At 38.3% G+C, this 20,100-nt stretch carries 22 protein-coding genes; 8 read left to right on the plus strand and 14 right to left on the minus strand.

The window, feature by feature from the left end:
- Position 1: 1 nt before the first annotated feature.
- From ABXT69_RS08465 to ABXT69_RS08480, 4 genes are read right to left on the minus strand one after another with little or no spacing between them, the layout of a single operon-like run.
- Entirely contained in the window at positions 2-1,006 is a 1,005-nt protein-coding gene (locus ABXT69_RS08465; protein WP_416677945.1) for an ester cyclase, read from the minus strand.
- A gap of 50 nt (positions 1,007-1,056) precedes the next feature.
- Positions 1,057-2,367: a histidinol dehydrogenase gene (hisD, locus tag ABXT69_RS08470; RefSeq protein WP_416677946.1), complete on the minus strand. Its 1,311-nt coding sequence runs from the start codon at positions 2,365-2,367 to the stop codon at positions 1,057-1,059.
- 11 nt (positions 2,368-2,378) lie between these two features.
- On the minus strand, positions 2,379-2,864 hold the full coding sequence (locus ABXT69_RS08475) for an ester cyclase (RefSeq protein ID WP_416677948.1): 486 nt from the start codon (positions 2,862-2,864) through the stop codon (positions 2,379-2,381).
- Between the two features lie 20 nt (positions 2,865-2,884).
- Complete coding sequence (locus ABXT69_RS08480) at positions 2,885-3,937, minus strand: ABC transporter ATP-binding protein (RefSeq protein ID WP_416677950.1); 1,053 nt, start codon at positions 3,935-3,937, stop codon at positions 2,885-2,887.
- Positions 3,938-4,124: 187 nt separating this feature from the next.
- On the opposite strand from ABXT69_RS08480, the gene ABXT69_RS08485 reads away from it, so the two are divergent.
- Positions 4,125-5,036 carry a 3-keto-5-aminohexanoate cleavage protein gene (locus ABXT69_RS08485; protein ID WP_416677951.1) on the plus strand — a complete coding sequence of 304 codons (912 nt, stop codon included), beginning with the start codon at positions 4,125-4,127 and terminating at the stop codon, positions 5,034-5,036.
- A gap of 2 nt (positions 5,037-5,038) precedes the next feature.
- Positions 5,039-6,517: a carnitine 3-dehydrogenase gene (locus tag ABXT69_RS08490; protein WP_416677953.1), complete on the plus strand. Its 1,479-nt coding sequence runs from the start codon at positions 5,039-5,041 to the stop codon at positions 6,515-6,517.
- A 19-nt stretch (positions 6,518-6,536) separates the two neighbouring features.
- On the opposite strand, the gene ABXT69_RS08495 is transcribed toward ABXT69_RS08490, so the two are convergent.
- The 7 genes from ABXT69_RS08495 to ABXT69_RS08525 all read right to left on the minus strand — a co-directional run bounded on the left by ABXT69_RS08495 (position 6,537) and on the right by ABXT69_RS08525 (position 13,902).
- Positions 6,537-7,148, minus strand: coding sequence for a short chain dehydrogenase (locus ABXT69_RS08495; protein WP_416677954.1), 612 nt, complete (start codon positions 7,146-7,148; stop codon positions 6,537-6,539).
- Between the two features lie 47 nt (positions 7,149-7,195).
- Positions 7,196-7,777, minus strand: coding sequence for a 1-acyl-sn-glycerol-3-phosphate acyltransferase (locus ABXT69_RS08500; RefSeq protein WP_416677956.1), 582 nt, complete (start codon positions 7,775-7,777; stop codon positions 7,196-7,198).
- Positions 7,778-7,779: 2 nt separating this feature from the next.
- On the minus strand, positions 7,780-9,078 hold the full coding sequence (locus ABXT69_RS08505; protein ID WP_416677957.1) for an MFS transporter: 1,299 nt from the start codon (positions 9,076-9,078) through the stop codon (positions 7,780-7,782).
- Positions 9,079-9,157: 79 nt separating this feature from the next.
- Positions 9,158-10,360, minus strand: coding sequence for a tryptophan synthase subunit beta (trpB, locus tag ABXT69_RS08510; protein ID WP_416677959.1), 1,203 nt, complete (start codon positions 10,358-10,360; stop codon positions 9,158-9,160).
- Positions 10,357-10,980, minus strand: coding sequence for a phosphoribosylanthranilate isomerase (locus tag ABXT69_RS08515; RefSeq protein WP_416677961.1), 624 nt, complete (start codon positions 10,978-10,980; stop codon positions 10,357-10,359). Before ABXT69_RS08515 ends, trpB begins: the two co-directional genes overlap by 4 nt.
- A 73-nt stretch (positions 10,981-11,053) precedes the next feature.
- The gene (gene topA, locus ABXT69_RS08520; RefSeq protein WP_416677963.1) at positions 11,054-13,405 is read right to left on the minus strand and encodes a type I DNA topoisomerase; all 2,352 of its coding nucleotides are present in this window, start codon (positions 13,403-13,405) and stop codon (positions 11,054-11,056) included.
- Positions 13,406-13,413: 8 nt separating this feature from the next.
- Positions 13,414-13,902, minus strand: coding sequence for a DUF494 family protein (locus ABXT69_RS08525; RefSeq protein WP_416677965.1), 489 nt, complete (start codon positions 13,900-13,902; stop codon positions 13,414-13,416).
- Positions 13,903-14,198: 296 nt separating this feature from the next.
- On the opposite strand from ABXT69_RS08525, the gene rpmH reads away from it, so the two are divergent.
- The 6 genes from rpmH to ABXT69_RS08555 are packed head-to-tail and all read left to right on the plus strand — an operon-like array spanning position 14,199 to position 17,415.
- Positions 14,199-14,333 carry a 50S ribosomal protein L34 gene (gene rpmH / locus ABXT69_RS08530; RefSeq protein WP_082344989.1) on the plus strand — a complete coding sequence of 45 codons (135 nt, stop codon included), beginning with the start codon at positions 14,199-14,201 and terminating at the stop codon, positions 14,331-14,333.
- Positions 14,334-14,337: 4 nt separating this feature from the next.
- Positions 14,338-14,691: a ribonuclease P protein component gene (gene rnpA, locus ABXT69_RS08535; protein WP_416677967.1), complete on the plus strand. Its 354-nt coding sequence runs from the start codon at positions 14,338-14,340 to the stop codon at positions 14,689-14,691.
- On the plus strand, positions 14,688-14,921 hold the full coding sequence (yidD, locus tag ABXT69_RS08540) for a membrane protein insertion efficiency factor YidD (RefSeq protein WP_416651945.1): 234 nt from the start codon (positions 14,688-14,690) through the stop codon (positions 14,919-14,921). The genes rnpA and yidD overlap by 4 nt, the downstream gene beginning before the upstream one ends.
- A 6-nt stretch (positions 14,922-14,927) precedes the next feature.
- On the plus strand, positions 14,928-16,571 hold the full coding sequence (gene yidC, locus ABXT69_RS08545) for a membrane protein insertase YidC (protein WP_416677969.1): 1,644 nt from the start codon (positions 14,928-14,930) through the stop codon (positions 16,569-16,571).
- A gap of 8 nt (positions 16,572-16,579) precedes the next feature.
- Positions 16,580-17,113 (plus strand): KdsC family phosphatase, encoded by a 534-nt coding sequence (locus ABXT69_RS08550; RefSeq protein ID WP_416677971.1) that lies wholly within the window; start codon positions 16,580-16,582, stop codon positions 17,111-17,113.
- Positions 17,110-17,415 (plus strand): MGMT family protein, encoded by a 306-nt coding sequence (locus ABXT69_RS08555; RefSeq protein ID WP_416677973.1) that lies wholly within the window; start codon positions 17,110-17,112, stop codon positions 17,413-17,415. The genes ABXT69_RS08550 and ABXT69_RS08555 overlap by 4 nt, the downstream gene beginning before the upstream one ends.
- On the opposite strand, the gene ABXT69_RS08560 is transcribed toward ABXT69_RS08555, so the two are convergent.
- From ABXT69_RS08560 to atpG, 3 genes are read right to left on the minus strand one after another with little or no spacing between them, the layout of a single operon-like run.
- Positions 17,412-17,828, minus strand: a complete 417-nt coding sequence (locus ABXT69_RS08560; protein WP_416677975.1) for a F0F1 ATP synthase subunit epsilon — start codon at positions 17,826-17,828, stop codon at positions 17,412-17,414. The genes ABXT69_RS08555 and ABXT69_RS08560 overlap by 4 nt on opposite strands.
- Positions 17,829-19,208 (minus strand): F0F1 ATP synthase subunit beta, encoded by a 1,380-nt coding sequence (gene atpD, locus ABXT69_RS08565; RefSeq protein ID WP_416651954.1) that lies wholly within the window; start codon positions 19,206-19,208, stop codon positions 17,829-17,831.
- Between the two features lie 23 nt (positions 19,209-19,231).
- Entirely contained in the window at positions 19,232-20,095 is an 864-nt protein-coding gene (atpG, locus tag ABXT69_RS08570; RefSeq protein WP_416677977.1) for a F0F1 ATP synthase subunit gamma, read from the minus strand.
- Positions 20,096-20,100: the final 5 nt, after the last annotated feature.

Below are 20,100 nucleotides of genomic sequence, written 5' to 3' on the forward strand. Positions count from 1 at the left end.
CTCAATATCCTTTTGTATTTCTTGCTTTGTTAAACTCTCTTAATCTTCCGAGTACGTCAACACCCATTTGATCATAAATATCAAGGATATCAAGCATCACCCAGTTTTCTCTTATTTTTCCTTCCTCGAGCCTCCAGAAATCAAGAGAGCGAAGAAAAACTTCTTTGTTAGTTGGAGCTATGCCCATCCAACCATCATGGGTAAGAGTTTGTTTCATATTTGGCCAGCCCGTTACGGCTACATAATCTCCATCTCCAAAAAAGTGGTAGCCTACTTTATCTCCCCAGCCATCTCTCTTACTATAAGTTGTATCCTTTCCTCTATCAGGCATAGCATTCAAAAATGGAATTTGATGCCAATTTCTAAAACCTTCTACTCCTCTTCCACTTCCTATAGCAGATGGTCCATACCAATTCATTTTTGGATGCCAATAGTAATCCATTTTCATAATCTCAGGGCCACCCTCAGAAGGGTGTTTTTTCATAGCATCAGCCATTCCTAAAATATGCTCCATTGAAGTGTTACTTTTTTCTAAATCATAAGGCTTATCTGAAATTCCATCCATCGTTGCTGGACCTGGCACACACCATTCTCTTCCAAGTGATGGGGCCATTGGCCAAGAGCCTGACTGTATCATTAGTTCTGGGATGTCCCATAAAGCCTGAACTTCTATTATTTTGTCATCCCGAAAGCAATAAAATTCATGAAATCGCATGTGGGCTATATGGCCTGTTGGCGGAATATCTAAAAAGGGTTTCAAGAATATACCATTATAAAAACCAGCACATCCTATCCACTCCAAATCCTTTTCTGTTTTTCCGCCGATAACAATATAATCGCGTCTTTCTAGATCTGGCATTGATTCAAACAAGGGTTTAAGAGCCTTGTTATAAAAATTAGTTGGTCCTGAAATATCTCCAAAAGGATGAGAAAGATGAATAGTAGCCTCCTCATAAAACAAGGAGTTAAGATTTTTTCTAACCTCATCTTCGGTAAAACTATACATACTCAATCTTAGGGGCTTTATTAACTCCTTAAGATAATTAATTCTATGCACTACTGCGCTGCCTTGCCATAAGGAACATCCTCTCCACCATATCGCCTTACTCGAATATTAGCTTGCTCTGCATGACCAACAAACGACTCAAGCATACATAGTCTTGAGCAGTATCTGCCAATCTTTACAGCTGCCTCATCCGTTGTAATTTTTTGGTAGCTATGCGTTTTAAGATACTTACCAACCCAAAGACCGCCGGTATAACGTCCAGCTTTTTTTGTTGGTAAAGTATGATTGGTTCCAATTACTTTGTCACCATTAGAAACATTTGTTCTTGGTCCTAAAAATAGCGCTCCATAGGAATGCATATTTTCTAAAAACCAATCATCGCGATCTGTCATTACCTGAACATGCTCAGATGCAATTTCATTAGCAACATCTAACATCTCATCATAGCTATCACAAAGAATTATTTCACCATACTCTTCCCAGCTCACGGAAGCAGTTTCTGCTGTTGGAAGAATCTTTAAAATTCTATCTATCTCAGAGATTGTTTCTTCTGCCAGATTTTTATTATTAGTTACCAGGACAGCTGGTGAGTTATATCCATGCTCAGCCTGACCTAACAAATCTGTTGCACATAATTCAGCATCTACCGTAACATCTGCTATCACCATAGTCTCTGTTGGTCCAGCAAACAAGTCAATTCCAACCTTTCCAAATAATTGCCTTTTAGCTTCAGCAACAAATGCATTTCCAGGGCCAACAAGCATATCAACTGGTTCTATTGTTTCAGTACCAAGAGCCATTGCCCCAACAGCCTGAATGCCTCCTATGACATATATATCATGAGCACCGCCAAGATGCATTGCAGCAATAACGGCAGGATTTGGAGAGCCTTTATAGGGAGGCGTGCAAGCAATAATTCTTGGAACTTTTGCAACACTAGCAGTTACAACAGACATGTGCGCTGACGCAACCATTGGAAACTTACCTGCTGGGATATAACACCCAACCGATTGAACTGGGATGTTTTTATGTCCTAATATAACCCCAGGCATAGTCTCTACCTCAATATCCTTCATAGAATCTCTCTGCGCTTGCGCAAAGTTTCTAACTTGTTCTTGAGCAAACTTAATGTCCTCAAGATCCTGGGTCGAAACTTGTTTTATTAAATTGTCAATCTCTGTCTGGGTTAATTTGAAGGATTTTGGAGTGTAGTTATCAAATTTTTCTGCAAACTCTCTAACTGCCTCATCGCCTCTATCCTCAATGGATCTTAAAGTATTTTTTACAATCTCACTAACCTCAGCATCATCAATAGCCTTAGCAGCATCTGTCTTACCTTTTTTTAAATATGTTATCGCCATAATATCTCCAATTAGTTTGGCTTTGCAGGAGCAATCTCGCCTCGATCATAAGCCTCCCAGCCATGACCATTAAAAACATCCACGTCAAGTTGTGACAAAATACTTGGAAAGTCAACAGTTACCCAGTTGTCTATTATGAGCCCATCCTTAACTTCCCAAAAATCTGTATAGTGAATTTTTACGCGCTTATTAGTTGGCGCTATACCCATGAATTCTCCACTATGAATAGCATCAATATGGCCAAAGCAAGACGCCCACTCACCATCTACTAAAAATTTATCAGTATTATAAATTCGGTCTGAAAAAGCAGCTCTCAGAGGGAGCTGCCAATTATTACGAAACTCTTCAAGACTTTTCTTGGTACCACATCCATTATTGCCCATCCAACGAAAATCTTTATGAAAATGCTTTTCCATATTATTAGAATTAGTACTTAAGGCCTCTTCCATAGACTTAACAACAGCAAGTGTCATTTTGGATTGCTCGTTATGGTCCATTTTTTAAATCTCCAAATTTTTTAATTTTTAAGCAGTTTTCCAGTTTTAGAACTGAAAAGCAGGCATAAATTTGCTGGCACATTTGCCATAACTGTTGAACCAATCTTGGCATAATAATTTTTATCAGACTTTATGGAAATTAAATCACCGCCAGCCTTAACTGAAACCATTGTCATGTCTCCCAATAACTCCATTGAAAATGCTGCTGCTTTAATCGCTCCCTTACTTTTCACAATGGATGCATCTTCCGCTCTAAATCCGAGGGTTATATCACCAGAATGCTTTTTATTCAGACCTTCAATTTTTACATTATCGCCAGAGAAGACTCCATCTGTTATTGTTCCTTTCATCAAGTTCATAGCAGGCGAACCAATAAAGCTTGCAACAAAACTGTTGGCAGGGGTATTGTATATTTCTTGAGGCGTTCCAACCTGTTGGACGATTCCATTATTCATAACAACAACACGATCTGCAAGCGTCATTGCCTCAACCTGATCATGCGTTACATAGATTGTTGTTACGCGTAACTTGTGTTGGAGGTTTTTAATTTGCGCTCTGGTAGAGACGCGTAATTTAGCATCAAGGTTTGAAAGTGGTTCATCCATTAAAAATACTGTCGGTTCTCTAACAATTGCTCTTGCTAAAGCTACTCTTTGTCTTTGACCCCCAGAAAGTTCTGATGGTTTGCGATGTAAGAAATCATCGAGCTCCACCATTGCAGAGGCTCTCATAACTTTTTCTTTATGAAGCTCTTTGTCAATATTTCTTACTTTTAATGGGAAGCGAATGTTTTCATATACCGTCATATTTGGGTAGAGTGCGTATGACTGAAAGACCATTGCAACGTCTCGGTCCTTTGGCTCTAGATTATTTACAATCTCTCCATTAATCAGCACCTCTCCACTAGTGACAGTTTCAAGTCCAGCAATCATTCGCATTGTAGTAGTTTTTCCACAGCCTGATGGTCCAAGTAATACCAAAAACTCTTCATCAGGAATAGTAAGGTTAAAGTTATCTACACCAACGAAATCACCCCAACGCTTCGTAATGTTTTTTAGTTCAATTTTAGCCATATTTTTTTATGTATACTGTTTTAAGAAAATTGCATAAAAGGTCGTAATGCATACGATTGCAAAATATTATATCACATGCTATTTTTTTTTGATAGTGATGTTGAAATCGTATTTAAATTTCTACTATTAGAAATCGATTTCAGTAATATATAGATTAATATAACAAACATAAATTTGGAGAAATCATATGACTAACCTTCAGCCATCTCGAGAAGTTTTTATTACTTGCGCCGTTACAGGATCTGGAGATACTACGGAAAAATCTGATAAAGTTCCTATTAAGCCTCAACAAATAGCTGACTCATGTATCGAGGCAGCTCAAGCTGGCGCAGCCATTGTTCACATTCATGTTCGCAACCCAAAAACAGGAGTTCCTGCTCGAGACCCAAAGCTCTATGCTCAAGTTGTAAGCATTATTCGTGAGTCAAAGGTTGATATGGTGCTCAATCTGACAGCAGGAATGGGTGGAGATTTAGTATTTGGCTCTGCTGAAAAACCTTTACCATTAAATAATGAAGGTACTGATATGGTAGGCGCAACTGAAAGGCTTGACCATGTTAGACAAATACTTCCTGAGATCTGCACTATTGATTGCGGAACAATGAATTTTGGCGAAGGCGGTTATGTCATGACCAATACTCCAGCAGTCCTTAAGGAAATGGCAAAACAAGTTCAAGAACTTGGGGTTAGGCCTGAAATAGAAGTCTTTGATACTGGTCATTTACAGCTTGCCATATGGCTAAAGGAGCAGGGCTTAATTGATGATCCTGTTATGGTTCAGTTATGTATGGGCATTCCATGGGGTGCTCCTGATGACTTAAACACCTTCCTTGCAATGACATCAAATGTTCCAAAAGATTGGACATTTTCTGCCTTCTCAATTGGTAGAAACCAGTTGCCTTATGTGGCTATGGCCATCCTAGCAGGGGGCAATATTCGTGTTGGACTTGAAGACAATCTTTATCTAAAACGTGGCGTTTTTGCAACCAATGCAGACCTTGTAAAGAAGGCTGTTCAGACGGCAGAGGGCATGGGCTGTTCTATTATAGGGCCAGATCAAGTCCGAGATAATATGAAACTCGAAAAACGCTGGGGCTAGATATGAAAAGTATCAAGGCGGCAGGAGTTATTGGTGCAGGCGTTATTGGAAGTGGATGGGTAGCTAGATTATTACTCAACGGTATTGATGTTTTTGTCTATGACCCCTCCAAAGAAGCACCAAAATATGTCAATAAAGTTATTGATAATGCCGAGCGAGCATATAACAAATTGCTCACCTCCAATCTACCTAAAAAGGGCAAGCTATTATTTTCTGCCTCAATTTCAGAAGTTGCAAAATCTTGTGAGTTAATTATTGAAGCTGTTCCAGAAAGGCTTTCAATTAAGCAGTCGGCCTATGAGGAAATTGAGTCAAGCGCAGACAAAAATCTAGTCATAGCATCGTCAACTTCTGGCATTCTTCCTTCAGATTTACAAGCAAAAATGAAACACCCTGAAAGGCTTCTAGTTGCCCATCCATTTAACCCAGTCTACCTTTTGCCATTAGTTGAAATTGTTGGCGGTTCTAGAACATCCAAAAATGTCATCGAGGAAACTAGTAAAAAATTTACCAATATTGGTATGTTCCCACTTCATATCAAAAAAGAAATTCCTGCTTTTATTGCAGATAGACTTCTTGAGTCAGTATGGCGAGAAGCCTTATGGCTAGTAAATGATGACATAGCAACAACTGAAGAAATTGATGATGCAATTCGCTATGGCTTTGGCCTTCGATGGGCACAAATGGGACTATTTGAAACCTATAGATTAGCAGGTGGTGAAGCTGGCATGCGTCACTTCATATCACAGTTTGGGCCTTGCCTTGAATGGCCCTGGACGCACCTAATGGATGTTCCTGAATTTACAGATAAATTAATAGAAAAGGTATCCAGTCAATCTGATCACCAATCGGGGCAATTTAGTATTGACGAGCTAATGGAAAAACGCGATGATAACTTGGTTGATTTTTTAAAAGTTTTAAAAGACAATCAGTGGGGTGCTGGAAACTCTCTCAAAGAATTTGATGAAAGTTTGTCAGGGTCAATTAATAAAATAGAATTTTCAGAGCTAAATTTATCAAGCCCCATACTCACCTATGTTTCCAAAGTACCAAAAGAGTGGGCTGACTATAATGGTCATATGACAGAAGCGCGTTATCTTGAATGCTTTTCAGAAGCAACCACAGAGATGATGTCTATTATCGGCGCAGACGAAGAATACATTTTAAACATAGGATCTTATTTTACAGTTGAAACTCATATTCGCCACTTGGATGAGGTTCAAATTGGAGAAAGTATAAAAGCCAAAACCCAGGTTATCTTTGGAGAAAATAAAAAACTTCACTTATTTCATTGGCTCAATCATAAGGACGGCAGACTATTAGCAACTGCTGAGCATATGCTCATTCATGTCGATCTTAAAACACGGGGTGCAAGCATGCCAAATGATTTGGTCTTGAAGCGAATGGGATTAGTTTATGAAGCACACAAAAAACTACCAAAACCAGAAGGCATAAACCGCGCAGTTGGAGATAAATTTTAATACTGCTTTTCAGGTGAACCTAAAGCGCTCTGGTTAAGCTCATTACTCGGCCAGTAATTGGTGCTGAGATAGTTCGACGATACGCATGAATAATGCTTTCATTCGAAGTTGGCTCAAAGCCATCAAAAAGCATTCCATAGTGGTCAACTGAGTTTTCAATAATAGATGGTGAGACTACATTTATTCTTAATTTTCCAGCATACTCGGCTGCCAATGTTGAAACGCACATATTAAGGGCGCCATTTGCTGCAGCGGCGCATGAACCGGCAATAATTGGCTCATCACCAATAATTCCACTTGTTAGGGTGATGGATCCATTTTCACTGAGAAAAGGTATGGCTGCTTTTGCTAAATTTAATTGACTAAAGCATTTAGTAGAAAGGCCAGCTGCAAAGTCATCCATTGTAAGCTCTTCAAAAGTCTTAAAAGGAGTGCCTCCGATACAAGATACCAACCCGTCAAATGGACCAACAGAAGCTAAAACATCACTAACACTTTCAAAATCAAAAGCGTCGATCTTTAAATCTGGTCCAGACCTTCCAGCTCTTATAACTTCATAGTCTTTCCGTAAACCTTCAACTACTACTCTACCAAGTTTTCCAGTTGCGCCAACTACTATAATTTTTTTCATTTAAAGCCTTTTAATATTTAGTTGAAATAATAAATAGAATCTTATCACTAAAAAAGCAACTTGCCAATAGATGACTTTACTGCATTTCTGTTTGTTTCAGAAGTGAGAGGCTTTCCAATATTGACATTGACACTCCTTCGTAGGTTAAATTTCTTTTTATTTTTAATTAATTTTGGAGCTTTTGAAAAGAAACTACCCCACATATTATTTATTGCAAAAGGAACCACAACTACATTATCTTTGCATTCAGCTAATATTTTTTCAAAGCCCCTTTTCAAGTCACTCAATTCCCCTGTGGTGGAAATATGACCTTCAGGAAATATTCCAACAACGCAATCATCATTTAGCAAGTTGATAATATTTTGCATTGCATTACGACTATTTTCAGGCCTTATTGATACCGCACCAACACCCCTTAGAATCCAATTAAATATTGGCTTACGATAGTAATCATCGTGAACAACAAATCGAATCGTCCTTGGTGTTGCCCACTGAATTAAAGCAAAATCTATCCAGCTAATGTGGTTACCTAAAAGAAGAACAGGTCCAGTTTTAGGTAAATTATCTAAACCAGTTACCTTTAGTCGATATCGCCACCCAAACAATAAGAGGCCTACAATTTGCCTCATGACTAAAGAATAATTTTCAGTTTTTTAAGAACAACACTAAACCCTGCTACCGCAATAAATGCGTTAAAGTAAAGTATAAACTCACTTCCAAAATTTAGGTTTGCAAGAATCATTGTAAAAATCAAAAGGGTAATCATAGCAATATTTTGAAGCCAGTTTTTACCCGCTAGCATGCTTCCAAGACCGTCTTCAGGAGAGTTCGCTTGCATAAGTGCATTGAGAGGGATAATCATCATTCCTGCACCAACACCAAACATAAGAATGACGGCAGTTACTAAAATTAAGGCAGTAGAATCTGGAATAAAACTTAGGCTCGAAATTACAGGGATTAGAATTGAACAAACTGTAATCATTATTGAGCCGGTATAGATATTATTAATACGTATGAAATTGAGACTTTTTCTGCCAGATAAAAAAGCGCCAATCATAATTCCAAATACAGAAGAGGCTAACATCGCATTCACAACAAGAGGGCTTTCGACGCCAAAATTAGCTTTTGCATGAGCTGGTATAACTGCCACTAAGTTTTGTGACATGCCCCAAAAGATTGCTGTCCCTAAAATAGAATACCAAACAATTTCATTACTCCTCATGGCTTTAAAGTTAGTCATTAAGTAATGAAAAGAAACAAATTTCTTTATAGAAAATTTAGCCTGGCTTAACTTTGTTGGATAGAGGCGTGTTCCAAGTGTTGCTAAAAACTCAACCAATGAAAGCCCAACAAGAACCCAGCCTACTGGCGCTATTTTCATTAATATTTCTTCAGGGGTAGTTGCTTGCATTGTTCCCAGATAAGCTTCGAATAAGTATGAGAAAAAAACCGTACCCATCAAAATTGCTATTAATACCACTGAAGAGTGAAAGGCATTACCCCTACTAAGGCCTGCCTTACTAAGGCACTCTTTAATGTAACCCATTTTCGCAGGAGAATATATTGCACTCTGAGTCGCAAGAAGCAAGGTAAAGCCAAATGCAACTTGGTATAAACCGTTGTAATAACAATAGGTAATTGCTAAGGTAATTAAGACGGCAGAAAATGCGCTATAGCGCATGATACTTGTCTTTGCAAATTTATCAGAAAGGTAGCCTGACAATGTAAATAACATGATAAATGGTACTAAAATCATTGCATTTACAACAGCAGTTAAAATAATTTGCTGCTGCTCACCATATATCATAAAGATTGTGTTTTGAATTATGATCTTATGGCCTAGGTCGACAAATGCATTAAGAAAAACTGCAACTAGGTAAACGGAAAATATGACTGAACGCCCTTTATCAATCTGTTGATTTTCTTGCATAACCTACTAAACTATAATTTATATAATCAATAGTATAAGAGATTTTTATAGGATTAGGGCTTAATACTTTAACTCGCTCTTAGAGCTCACGTCCCTCAACCTCAGCAATAGTCTGCATGTCTTTATCACCTCTACCTGAGAGGTTAATAATAATCGTTTTATCACTAGACCATTGTTTTGCGAGTTTAACCGCATACGCTATAGCATGAGATGGTTCAAGCGCTGGAATAATACCTTCAACCTCTGTAAGAAGATGGAAGGCCTCTAAAGCCTCTTTGTCTGTTATTGCAACATACTCTGCTCTTCCAATATCTTTCAGATAGGCATGTTCTGGACCAACACCTGGATAATCAAGTCCAGCTGAAATGGAGTGACCCTCTATAATTTGGCCATCTTCATTTTCCATCAAATATGTTCTATTACCATGCAGCACACCGACACTTCCAGCAGTAAGCGGAGCTGCATGAGCATCTGGACCTAATTCAATTCCACGTCCGCCCGCCTCAACACCAATAATTTTTACTGATGTATCTTCAATAAATGGATAAAAAAGCCCAATTGCATTTGAGCCTCCTCCAACACATGCAATTATTGCATCTGGTAGACCACCCACTTGCTCATTAAATTGCTCTTTCGCCTCTTTACCAATAACACTTTGAAAGTCTCTCACCATCATAGGGTAGGGATGAGGGCCAGCGACTGTTCCAATAATATAATAAGTATTATCAATATTAGTTACCCAATCACGCATTGCTTCATTCAGGGCATCTTTCAGTGTTTTAGAGCCTGAAGAAACTGGCACAACTGTTGCCCCAAGTAACTTCATACGGTAAACATTCTGCGCCTGCCTAACAACATCAACTTCGCCCATATACACAACACATTCAAGGCCAAGTCTTGCAGCAATAGTTGCCGATGCAACGCCATGCTGTCCAGCTCCTGTTTCAGCAATAATTCTTGTTTTGCCCATTCTCTGAGCAAGTAAAGCTTGCCCTATAGTATTGTTGATCTTATGAGCACCAGTGTGATTTAAGTCTTCGCGTTTCAAATAAATTTGAGCACCGCCAAGCTTCTTGGATAGGTTTTTTGCATGATAAAGTGGAGTTTCACGTCCCACATAATGCTTTAGATCATCCTCAAACTCTTTTAAAAAGTCAGGATCGTCTTTATATTTATCATAAGCATCTTTTAGCTCAGTGACAGCAGTCATTAGGGTCTCTGCTACAAAGACTCCTCCATATTGATCAAAATGACCTTTATCATCTGGTAGGTTATAGCTCATGAATGTACACTTCGGATAAAAGCTAATATTTTATCAATATCTTTAACCCCTGGTGCACTTTCCACTCCACTTGAGGCATCAACTGCATATGGATTTACTTGACTAATTGCATCTGAGATATTTTCTGAATTAAGACCACCAGCAAGAATAATTGGTAAATCTATATTGACTCGGGCCAGCATCCAGTCAAAAACCTCTCCAGTGCCTCCATAACTATTAGGGTTATGTGAATCGAGAAGAAGTGCGCTTGCTTCTGAAAAATTATCAGCTAATTGAACTACATTGGTCTTGGGAGTTACTCTCAAGGATTTTATAAAAGGCATTTGATATTGAGTACAATCTCCTGCTACCTCGTCTCCATGAAATTGTAAAGTGTCCAGAGGGACCTCACATAAAACCTCATCAATGAAGCTTGGATTTGCATTGACAAAAAGTCCCACTCGATTTACAAATGGTGGGAGAGCTGAGACTATTTCTCGTGCTCTTTGAATATCAACATTACGCGGTGACTTATTATAAAAGACCAAACCAATTGCATCAACACCAGCTATAGCCGCGTCTCTTGCATTTTCAGCATTAGTGAACCCACAAATCTTAACTTTGGTCATCTGAATTACCATTAGCTTTTTCAAGTGCAAATTTTTTCATAGCGTTACCTAGTATTAAATGCAAATAGCTAAGAAAGCTTAAGATTTAGCTTGAGGCTTTTTTCTTAGCAGTAGTCTTCTTTTTAGCTTTTTTTGCCTTTGCTTTGGCTTTAATTTTTCCATCTATTGCTTTTTTACACTCTTCTAGAGTTAGGTCAATAGGAGCCTTATCACCAAACACTTTTTGAACTGTAACATTTTTTTGACCTTTGCCGCGCTTTTTACCATTCCAAACATACGGCCCAAAGCGTCCATTTAAAACTTGAATATCAGAATCTTCAAAGACCTTAATAATTCGTTCAGCATCAAGCTTTTCCTTAACAATAATTAGCTCAAGAGCTTCTTCTAAGGTTACCTCCTCTGGTGAGGTTTCCTTTAAAGAAACATATTTTTTACCGTATTGAATGTATGGGCCAAAACGCCCATAATTTGCCTTAATTGTTTCACCATCAATTGTCTCACCCACTGTTCTTGGCATTTTAAAAAGCTCAATGGCTTCAGCAAGTGTAATATTCTCTATATCTTGGCCAGTTCTTAATGACGAGAAAGTTGGTTTTTCTTCATCGTCTTGATGTCCAATCTGAGCAAAAGCGCCATAGCGTCCAAAACGAACACTGACAGGTTTTCCAGAGACAGGGTCCTCACCAAGATCTCTCTTACCATGAGTCTCGTCTCGCGAAATATCTTTAGCAAGCTCAATCTGCGCATGAAAAGGCTCATAAAAATCGCGAATAACGCCTGCCCAAGGCTTTGACTCTTCAGCAATTAAATCAAAATCACTTTCAAGGTTTGCAGTAAATTCATATCCAATAATGTTGCTAAAATTTTTGACTAGAAAATCAACCAAAAGATAGGCAACATTTGTTGGGAATAATTTATTTTTTTCAGCGCCAGTAGTTTCAGCTTGGATAGACTCTGAAATAACGCCATCTTCAATTTCTATCAACTGATAATCACGCTGAACTCCTTCTCTGGTTTCTTTCACAACATAGTTTCTATCTTGAACAGTTGTAATCATTGTTGCGAATGTTGAAGGCCTTCCAATACCCATTTGCTCAATTTCTTTAACCAATGAAGCTTCTGTATATCTTGGCTTTGCTCTTGAAAAAGACTCCTTTGAAGCTAAGTCGACTAGGGTTAGCAAATCACCTTTACTAACTTCAGGAAGAAGCTTATCTTCAGCCGCCATATAGTCATAAACCTCGAGGAATCCAGCAAAAGATAAAACCTCTCCATCAGCAATAAAATGCTCACTACGGTTTGAAATATTGATATTAATTTTAGTTTTTTGAAGTTGTGCATCGCTCATCTGAGAAGCCAAGGTTCTCTTGTAAATTAACGAATACAGTTTAGTAGATTGATCATCTAAACCTAATATAGATGGCTTAGTAAGGTCTGTAGGCCTTATGGCTTCATGCGCCTCCTGAGCACCTGAAGAATTTGTCTTATATCTTCTTGTTTGATGAAACTCAGAACCAAACTTTGAAACAATTACCTCTTGAGCAGCTGTTATAGCTAGTTCAGACAAATTGAGTGAATCTGTTCTCATGTAAGTAATAGCACCTTCTCGATATAAATTTTGAGCAATCGACATGGTCTGTTTGACAGAAAAACCTAGTTTTTGAGAGGCTTCTTGCTGCAGCGTAGAGGTAATAAATGGAGCTTTAGGTGACCTCTTAGAGGGCTTAGTCTCAACTGAACTAACTTTTAGTTCGGCCAATAAAACACTTTCAGCAAAAGAAAGTGCCTCTTCTTTAGATTTAAAGTCTACGTTAAGCTTAACCTCTAGAGACTGATTAGAACTATTTGCTAAATTAGCTTTAACTTTATGAGAGCTTGTAGGATTATGAGCAGAAATTTCTCTCTCTCTTTCAACAACTATTCTTACAACTGGTGATTGAACCCTGCCAGCTGATCGAGCTCCTGAAATCTTACGCCACAATACTGGAGAAATTTCAAAACCCACTAGCCTGTCAATAATACGCCTAGCTTGCTGAGCATTTACAAGGTCAGTATCAATTGTTCTTGGGTTATTAATAGCATCCGTAATGGCGCCTTTAGTTATCTCATGAAAGACTATCCTCGGTGTATCTTCTGCAAGCGATAGCGCTTGCTGTAAATGCCAAGCAATAGCCTCGCCCTCACGATCTTCATCAGTAGCTAGAAAGATTTTCGTTGCGGTCTTGACTGATTTTTTAAGGTCAGCAACCACTTTCTTTTTATCCGCACTGATAGCGTATGTTGGTTGAAAGTTATTCTCAATGTCAACGCCCATATCTTTCTTGGGCATATCCCTGATGTGGCCTATACTCGACTTTACAACATAATCTGGCCCCAAAAACTTTTCAATAGTTTTTGCTTTCGCCGGAGATTCGACAATAACAAGATTCTTAGACATAAAGGTTCCTACTGCAGGGTAGGGTTATCATCAAAAAACACAATAGACTCTATCCATTGCGATGGCACAGATGATTCAGTGCTATTTCCGATGACCATCATAACTACCCATTTCAAGTCATCAATACTCAATTTTGAGTCCTCTAGAGACATAACCTGATCAATTACTATTTCACGTTGACTGGCATTAAGCTGACCCATATTCTCCATAAACATTATGAAGCCTCTGGCCCTAGAATCTAATTTGGTTTTTTCATACTCACTATAAATTCGCATAGAATTATGCAAAGTATCAAAACTAGCTATCTTTCCATCTTGAAGTGCTGCAATATTTTCAAGCCAAACTAAAGCCTTCTCAATCCGGTCAGCATCAAAGCCAGCCTCTGAAAGATGCGTCTTTAAAAGATCATCATCCAACTCTTGAGAAGAGTCTTGCTCAGCAGACTCAAATAGGAAATCAAACATAAAGGTGAGTACATCAAGAATATTATTAGTCATAAAGCCTCATCAAATTAATACATGTATTTCAAGCTAACTATTACGAGATTCTTATAAACATCAAAAGAACCTATATTGCTCATTACTTGTGGGCAAAAAACACTTTTTCAACCATACATTGAGTTATATAGTGATTTGCTCGAAAAGTAAATTCATAATTTAGCCCTTATTATCCACATCTTGATCCAGATTGGGCTTTATTAAAGCAGTATTGTCATATAAACTCTCGTTTAACATGCATACCGAACTAATCCAAGTATGGTAAAATTGCAAACTTTTTTATTGGTAGATACATTATGAAAAGAACTTTTCAACCAAGCGTACTAAAACGTAAACGTAACCATGGCTTTAGAGCTAGAATGAAAACTCGTTCTGGGCGTGCTATATTAAGTGCTCGCAGGAAAAAAGGGCGTAAACGTTTAGCTGCTTAAACTCATGACCAGCTCGCTCGCTCATGGTGCGCGTATTACAGATTCCAAAGATTACGCTCACATTTTCAAAAAAGGCTTTCATACTCAAAGTAGATTCTGGAAGGTCATAGCTAGTGATTCTGGTAAATCATTTTCAAGGCTTGGTCTTGCGATTTCCAAAAAGCAATATAAAAGGGCAGTAGACCGAAACCTTTTTAAGCGCTTAGCACGCGAAACTTTTAGAAACAATCGGGACGATTTTGAGTCTATTGACTTTGTCATAATGGTAAAAAAATCAGCTTGCACTGATAATATTGAAATTACTAAAGACCTCCTTTCACTTATGAAAAATGTAAAGAGCCAAGTGCAGTCAAAATGAAATTTCTACTTCTACCTCTAATTAAATTATACCAATGGATTGTTAGTCCTCTGTTAGGAAGCAACTGCCGTCACATTCCAACCTGCTCAGAGTATACATTCGATGCTATCAAATATCACGGAGCTGTCAAAGGAGTTACTCTCGGGGCAAAAAGAATTAGTAAGTGCCACCCATGGTCAGAGGCAAGTTATGATCCTGTACCAAAAAAAATTCATTCAATTAACAATTAAAAATTTATGAACACTCAAAAATTATTTCTTTTCATTGCTATCTTTTTGACAATTTTCCTTCTTTGGGATAAATGGGAACTGACACAATCAATCGATGAAAATGGAAATATAGTAACGCAAACTGCGATAGTGGGAATTGATGCGCCATCTGCAGAGAACGACGTCCCATTAGCTGCTGAGGTTCCAGTGGCAGAAAACACATATACAGAAGTTTCAACTCCCGTTATGGAGGACTCCAACATAAGCGGCGCATACACAACGGTTGTAACAGATCTTTTAACAGTACAAATTTCAAATAAGGGTGGAACAATAATTAGTGCGTTTCTGAATGACTACCCAACAGAATTATACTCAGATCAAACATTTGAACTACTTAGCAATTCTCCAGAGAGTATTTTTCACGCTCAAAGTGGTCTCATCCCTGCAGATCAAATGCCAACGCACCAATCTGAATTTACTTCGGAAAGACAAGAATACTTTCTACAAAACAGTAATGAGCTAATTGTGCCACTTTCTTGGAAGGGGGATAATGGCATTGAAGTTACTAAATACTTCTACTTTAAGCCTGATAGTTATATCATCGAAGTAGATTACCAAATTCGAAATAACAGCTTGACTGATCAAAATGTTAGCAGTTATACGCAGTTAGCCCATGGTGCAATAATTGAGTCTAGCGGCATGGCAATGGGTATGCAAAACTTTAGTGGCGGCGCAACCTATAACGATGAAGAAGTTTTTGAGAAAATTGATTTTGAAGATTTTGACTCTACACCAAAAACTTCATCTATTGGTGGCTGGGCCGCAATGATTCAGCACTACTTTTTTACTGCGTGGATACCAAATGATAGTCAAAAGCATACTTACTCAACTAAAACTAGTAGAGGCAACTACCTATTAACCACAGTGAATCCAACAATAAGAGTTGCTGCTGGAACAACAGCTAGTCTTGAAAAAAACCAGCTATATGTTGGCCCTAAAGAGCATGTGCGCCTTGAAGAGCTTGCCCCTGGCCTAGACAAAACTGTAGACTATGGCTTCCTTTTTATTGTTGCCAAACCTTTGTCAATATTTCTTCATTGGATTTATAGTTTTGTTGGTGACTGGGCAATATCTATTGTTCTTCTAACGCTATCAATTAAGCTGGCTTTTTATAAGCTTTCTGAAAAATCATTCCGCTCAATGGCTGGAATGAAAAAATTAGCGCCAAGGCTTCAAAAAATTAAAGAAACCTATGAAGGTGATAAGCAAAAAATTGGTAAGAAAACGATGGAGCTTTATAGGACTGAAAAAATAAATCCTGCTGCAGGCTGCCTTCCTATCTTAGTTCAAATTCCAGTATTTATTTCTGTTTATTGGGTTCTTATAGAAATGGTTGAATTAAGAATGACCCCATTCTTGTACTTACCTGACCTTGCGATGAAAGATCCTTATTTCATTCTGCCATTAATTATGGGTGCATCTATGTGGTTTCAGCAGCGACTTAATCCGCCTCCAGCGGACCCAATACAAGCAAAAATAATGATGATGCTGCCAGTTGTATTTACAGTTTTCTTCCTCTGGTTCCCTTCAGGCTTAGTATTGTACTGGGTAACCAATAACGTACTTTCAATTGCTCAACAAGTGTACATCAATAAAAAAATTAATGGTTAAATAAGCCCATGCACTCAAATGAAAAAGTAAGTGAGATAGCTAAAAAAATTAAACTCTTAATTGTAGATGTTGATGGAGTTCTCACTGACGGTGGGATATATTTTGACGACAACGGTGTTGAACAGAAAAAATTTGATTCACAAGATGGTCTTGGTATTAAATTATTGCAATTATCAGGAATTGAAGTTGCAGTAATCACAGCAAGAAGCACAAAATCTGTTGCTCATAGACTTAAAGGGCTTGGAGTTGAACATTATTACCATGGCATACTTGATAAAAGTATTGCTCTGGAAAAACTAATAAAGAAACTTTCAATCGATCCTAGTGAGTCAGCTTATGTTGGTGATGACGTCATTGACTTACCTGTCATGACCAGGGTCGCTCTTCCAATTGCAGTAGCAAATGCTCAAGAATCTGTAAAAGATCATGCACTTATGGTTACTGAGAAGAGTGGTGGTAATGGAGCAGTTCGTGAGGTATGTAACTTCTTGTTAAAATCTCAAGATAAATATGATGCTTTAGTAAAATCTTTTCTAAAATGACATCCTTTCAATCAGAATGTTATGAGGCTTTAAAAAAAATTCCTGTTGGCAATGTAATTTCATATGGAGGTCTTGCGGAAATGATTGGAAGACCCAACGCACATCGCGCAGTTGGCAGTGCAATGAATAAAAACCCATTTGCACCAAACGTGCCATGCCATCGAGTTGTTAAATCAAATGGCGAATTAGGTGGCTTTGCCGATGATATCAGCATCAAAATAAAACGCCTTCAAAAAGAAGGCGTTCATGTATCAAACAATAAGATTGTTAATTTTCAGTCTGTACTCTTTAAATCAAATTAGCGCTTCTTCCCTCTCATCTTAGAGATCATTTGAAGTTGCATCATTGACTCAGCAAGTGCTGCTTGTGTGGTTGAAATATCTTGTTCTGTCTGCGAACTAGACATAGCTTCTTCAGCACGCTTTTTCGCTTCGAGGGCTTTTGACTCATCTAAATCATTTGCACGAATAGCTGTATCAGAAAATATTGTAACTGTGTCAGGCTGAACCTCAATGATGCCGCCAGAAACAAAAATAGATTCAACACCATTTTCAGTTTCAACTCTGACTTCACCAGGTTTAAGTGTACTTATTAAAGGAACATGCATAGGGTACACACCAATCTCGCCGTTTGTAGCTGGCGCAAATACACACTTTGCCTCACCTGAGTATATCTCCTCAGTTGCGCAAACTACATCAACGTGTATTACTGCCATTTATGATGCCTCCGATGCCTTTATTTTAACTTCTTCAATAGAGCCAGTCATGTAGAAAGCTTGCTCAGGTATAGCATCATGCTCACCATCAAGAATAGCTTTAAATCCAGAAATAGTGTCCTTCAAAGATACATACTTACCAGGAGATCCGGTAAATACTTCTGCAACAAAGAAAGGCTGTGATAAGAATTTTTGAATCTTACGAGCTCTAGAAACAGTTTGCTTGTCTTCTTCGGATAGTTCATCCATTCCTAGAATCGCAATAATGTCTTTTAATTCTTTATAACGCTGAAGTACGCCTTGAACCCCACGAGCCACATCATAATGCTCTTGACCAACAACTAGTGGGTCGAGCTGACGTGAAGTTGAGTCTAATGGATCTACCGCAGGATAAATACCAAGCTCTGCAACTTGGCGCGAAAGTACTACTGTCGCATCTAGGTGAGCAAATGTTGTCGCTGGAGATGGGTCAGTTAAGTCATCCGCAGGAACATATACCGCTTGAATTGAAGTGATAGAACCAGTTTTAGTTGACGTAATTCTTTCTTGTAACGCTCCCATTTCAGCTGCAAGTGTTGGCTGGTAACCAACCGCTGATGGCATACGTCCCAATAAAGCAGAAACCTCAGTTCCAGCAAGCGTGTAACGGTAAATATTATCAATAAATAAAAGAACATCACGTCCCTCATCACGGAAATATTCAGCCATAGTAAGTCCAGTTAAAGCAACACGAAGCCTATTTCCTGGAGGCTCATTCATCTGTCCATATACTAGTGATACTTTATCGAGTACATTTGAGTCTTTCATTTCATGATAGAAGTCATTACCTTCTCGAGTTCGCTCACCAACACCTGCAAATACTGAATAACCTGAGTGCTCAATGGCAATGTTACGAATAAGTTCCATCATGTTTACAGTCTTTCCAACACCAGCACCGCCAAACAATCCGACCTTACCACCTTTTGCAAACGGGCAAACTAAGTCAATTACCTTAATGCCTGTTTCAAGCAACTCTGTAGCAGGGGCTAATTCTTCATATGCAGGAGCAGAGCGATGAATTTCCCATTCAGCCTCTGAACCAATTTCGCCAGCGTTATCAATTGGCTCCCCAAGTACATTCATGATTCGTCCAAGAGTTTTTGTTCCAACTGGCACAGTGATTGCCTTGCCTTTATCAGTAACTTCTAATCCTCGCTGAAGCCCTTCAGATCCTCCCATAGCAATTGTTCTAACAACATTGTCTCCAAGTTGTTGCTGAACCTCTAAAGTAAGGTTTGCTTTAGTAACATGAAGTGCGTTATATATTTTAGGTATTGAGTCAGATGGAAACTCGACATCAATAACCGCACCAATAATTTGTGTAATTTTGCCTATACTCATTTGCTTTTCCTTTTTTTAAATCTTTAAACAGCAGCAGCGCCTGCTACAATCTCAGATATTTCCTGAGTAATAGCTGCCTGCCTTGCCTTGTTATAAATTAATTGTAGCTCATCAATCATATCACCTGCATTTTCTGTTGCGCTATGCATGGCTATCATTCTAGAAGATTGCTCACAAGCAATGTTTTCTACAATTCCTTGATAAACTAATGCTTCGATATACCTAACTAATAGTGCGCTTAGTGCGCTCTCCGCATCTGGTTCATATAAATAGTCCCAGTGGTGATCCTTACTAGTTTCATCAGTAACCTCCATTGGCACAATTTGCTTGACAGTTGGGACTTGTGTCATTGCACTTGCAAACTTATTATAAGCAATCATGATTTGATCAATCTCACCTGAGTCATAGCGATCAAGCATTACTTTGATAGTACCTAAAAGATCATCAAATTGAGGCTTATCGCCAATATCAGTAAGAACAGAGTTAATTTTAAGTCCAGTATTTTTAAAAAATGAAGTTGCTTTTTTACCAATCGTACAAAGCTCAACCTCAACTTTATCTGATTGCAAAGCAGCTATATCTTTTAAAAGGCTTCTAAATAAATTGGTGTTTAAACCACCACAAAGCCCTCTATCACTTGAAATAACTATAATTCCTACACGCTTTTTCTCTTCTGAAGAGGTCATATATGGATGTTTAAACTCAGAGTTAGCATGAGTCAGATGTCCAATAACATTAAGAATTTTTTCAGCATACGGACGTGAAGCGAGCATTCTATCTTGCGCTTTCTTCATCTTAGAAGCAGCAACCATTTCCATGGCCGAAGTAATCTTTTGAGTATTTTTAATACTCGAAATTTGTGTTCTAATTTCCTTGCCTACTGCCATATCTT

The organism is Candidatus Pseudothioglobus sp. Uisw_016 (assembly GCF_048087635.1).
Lineage (GTDB): Bacteria > Pseudomonadota > Gammaproteobacteria > PS1 > Pseudothioglobaceae > Pseudothioglobus.

What these genes read in the sequence shown, in the direction of transcription:
- ABXT69_RS08465 (WP_416677945.1), bottom strand. Translation starts at nt 1,006, where the DNA reads ATGTATAGTTTTACCGAAGATGAGGTTAGAAAAAATCTTAACTCCTTG.
- hisD (WP_416677946.1), bottom strand. Translation starts at nt 2,367, where the DNA reads ATGGCGATAACATATTTAAAAAAAGGTAAGACAGATGCTGCTAAGGCT.
- ABXT69_RS08475 (WP_416677948.1), bottom strand. Translation starts at nt 2,864, where the DNA reads ATGGACCATAACGAGCAATCCAAAATGACACTTGCTGTTGTTAAGTCT.
- ABXT69_RS08480 (WP_416677950.1), bottom strand. Translation starts at nt 3,937, where the DNA reads ATGGCTAAAATTGAACTAAAAAACATTACGAAGCGTTGGGGTGATTTC.
- ABXT69_RS08485 (WP_416677951.1), top strand. Translation starts at nt 4,125, where the DNA reads ATGACTAACCTTCAGCCATCTCGAGAAGTTTTTATTACTTGCGCCGTT.
- ABXT69_RS08490 (WP_416677953.1), top strand. Translation starts at nt 5,039, where the DNA reads ATGAAAAGTATCAAGGCGGCAGGAGTTATTGGTGCAGGCGTTATTGGA.
- ABXT69_RS08495 (WP_416677954.1), bottom strand. Translation starts at nt 7,148, where the DNA reads ATGAAAAAAATTATAGTAGTTGGCGCAACTGGAAAACTTGGTAGAGTA.
- ABXT69_RS08500 (WP_416677956.1), bottom strand. Translation starts at nt 7,777, where the DNA reads ATGAGGCAAATTGTAGGCCTCTTATTGTTTGGGTGGCGATATCGACTA.
- ABXT69_RS08505 (WP_416677957.1), bottom strand. Translation starts at nt 9,078, where the DNA reads ATGCAAGAAAATCAACAGATTGATAAAGGGCGTTCAGTCATATTTTCC.
- trpB (WP_416677959.1), bottom strand. Translation starts at nt 10,360, where the DNA reads ATGAGCTATAACCTACCAGATGATAAAGGTCATTTTGATCAATATGGA.
- ABXT69_RS08515 (WP_416677961.1), bottom strand. Translation starts at nt 10,980, where the DNA reads ATGGTAATTCAGATGACCAAAGTTAAGATTTGTGGGTTCACTAATGCT.
- topA (WP_416677963.1), bottom strand. Translation starts at nt 13,405, where the DNA reads ATGTCTAAGAATCTTGTTATTGTCGAATCTCCGGCGAAAGCAAAAACT.
- ABXT69_RS08525 (WP_416677965.1), bottom strand. Translation starts at nt 13,902, where the DNA reads ATGACTAATAATATTCTTGATGTACTCACCTTTATGTTTGATTTCCTA.
- rpmH (WP_082344989.1), top strand. Translation starts at nt 14,199, where the DNA reads ATGAAAAGAACTTTTCAACCAAGCGTACTAAAACGTAAACGTAACCAT.
- rnpA (WP_416677967.1), top strand. Translation starts at nt 14,338, where the DNA reads ATGACCAGCTCGCTCGCTCATGGTGCGCGTATTACAGATTCCAAAGAT.
- yidD (WP_416651945.1), top strand. Translation starts at nt 14,688, where the DNA reads ATGAAATTTCTACTTCTACCTCTAATTAAATTATACCAATGGATTGTT.
- yidC (WP_416677969.1), top strand. Translation starts at nt 14,928, where the DNA reads ATGAACACTCAAAAATTATTTCTTTTCATTGCTATCTTTTTGACAATT.
- ABXT69_RS08550 (WP_416677971.1), top strand. Translation starts at nt 16,580, where the DNA reads ATGCACTCAAATGAAAAAGTAAGTGAGATAGCTAAAAAAATTAAACTC.
- ABXT69_RS08555 (WP_416677973.1), top strand. Translation starts at nt 17,110, where the DNA reads ATGACATCCTTTCAATCAGAATGTTATGAGGCTTTAAAAAAAATTCCT.
- ABXT69_RS08560 (WP_416677975.1), bottom strand. Translation starts at nt 17,828, where the DNA reads ATGGCAGTAATACACGTTGATGTAGTTTGCGCAACTGAGGAGATATAC.
- atpD (WP_416651954.1), bottom strand. Translation starts at nt 19,208, where the DNA reads ATGAGTATAGGCAAAATTACACAAATTATTGGTGCGGTTATTGATGTC.
- atpG (WP_416677977.1), bottom strand. Translation starts at nt 20,095, where the DNA reads ATGGCAGTAGGCAAGGAAATTAGAACACAAATTTCGAGTATTAAAAAT.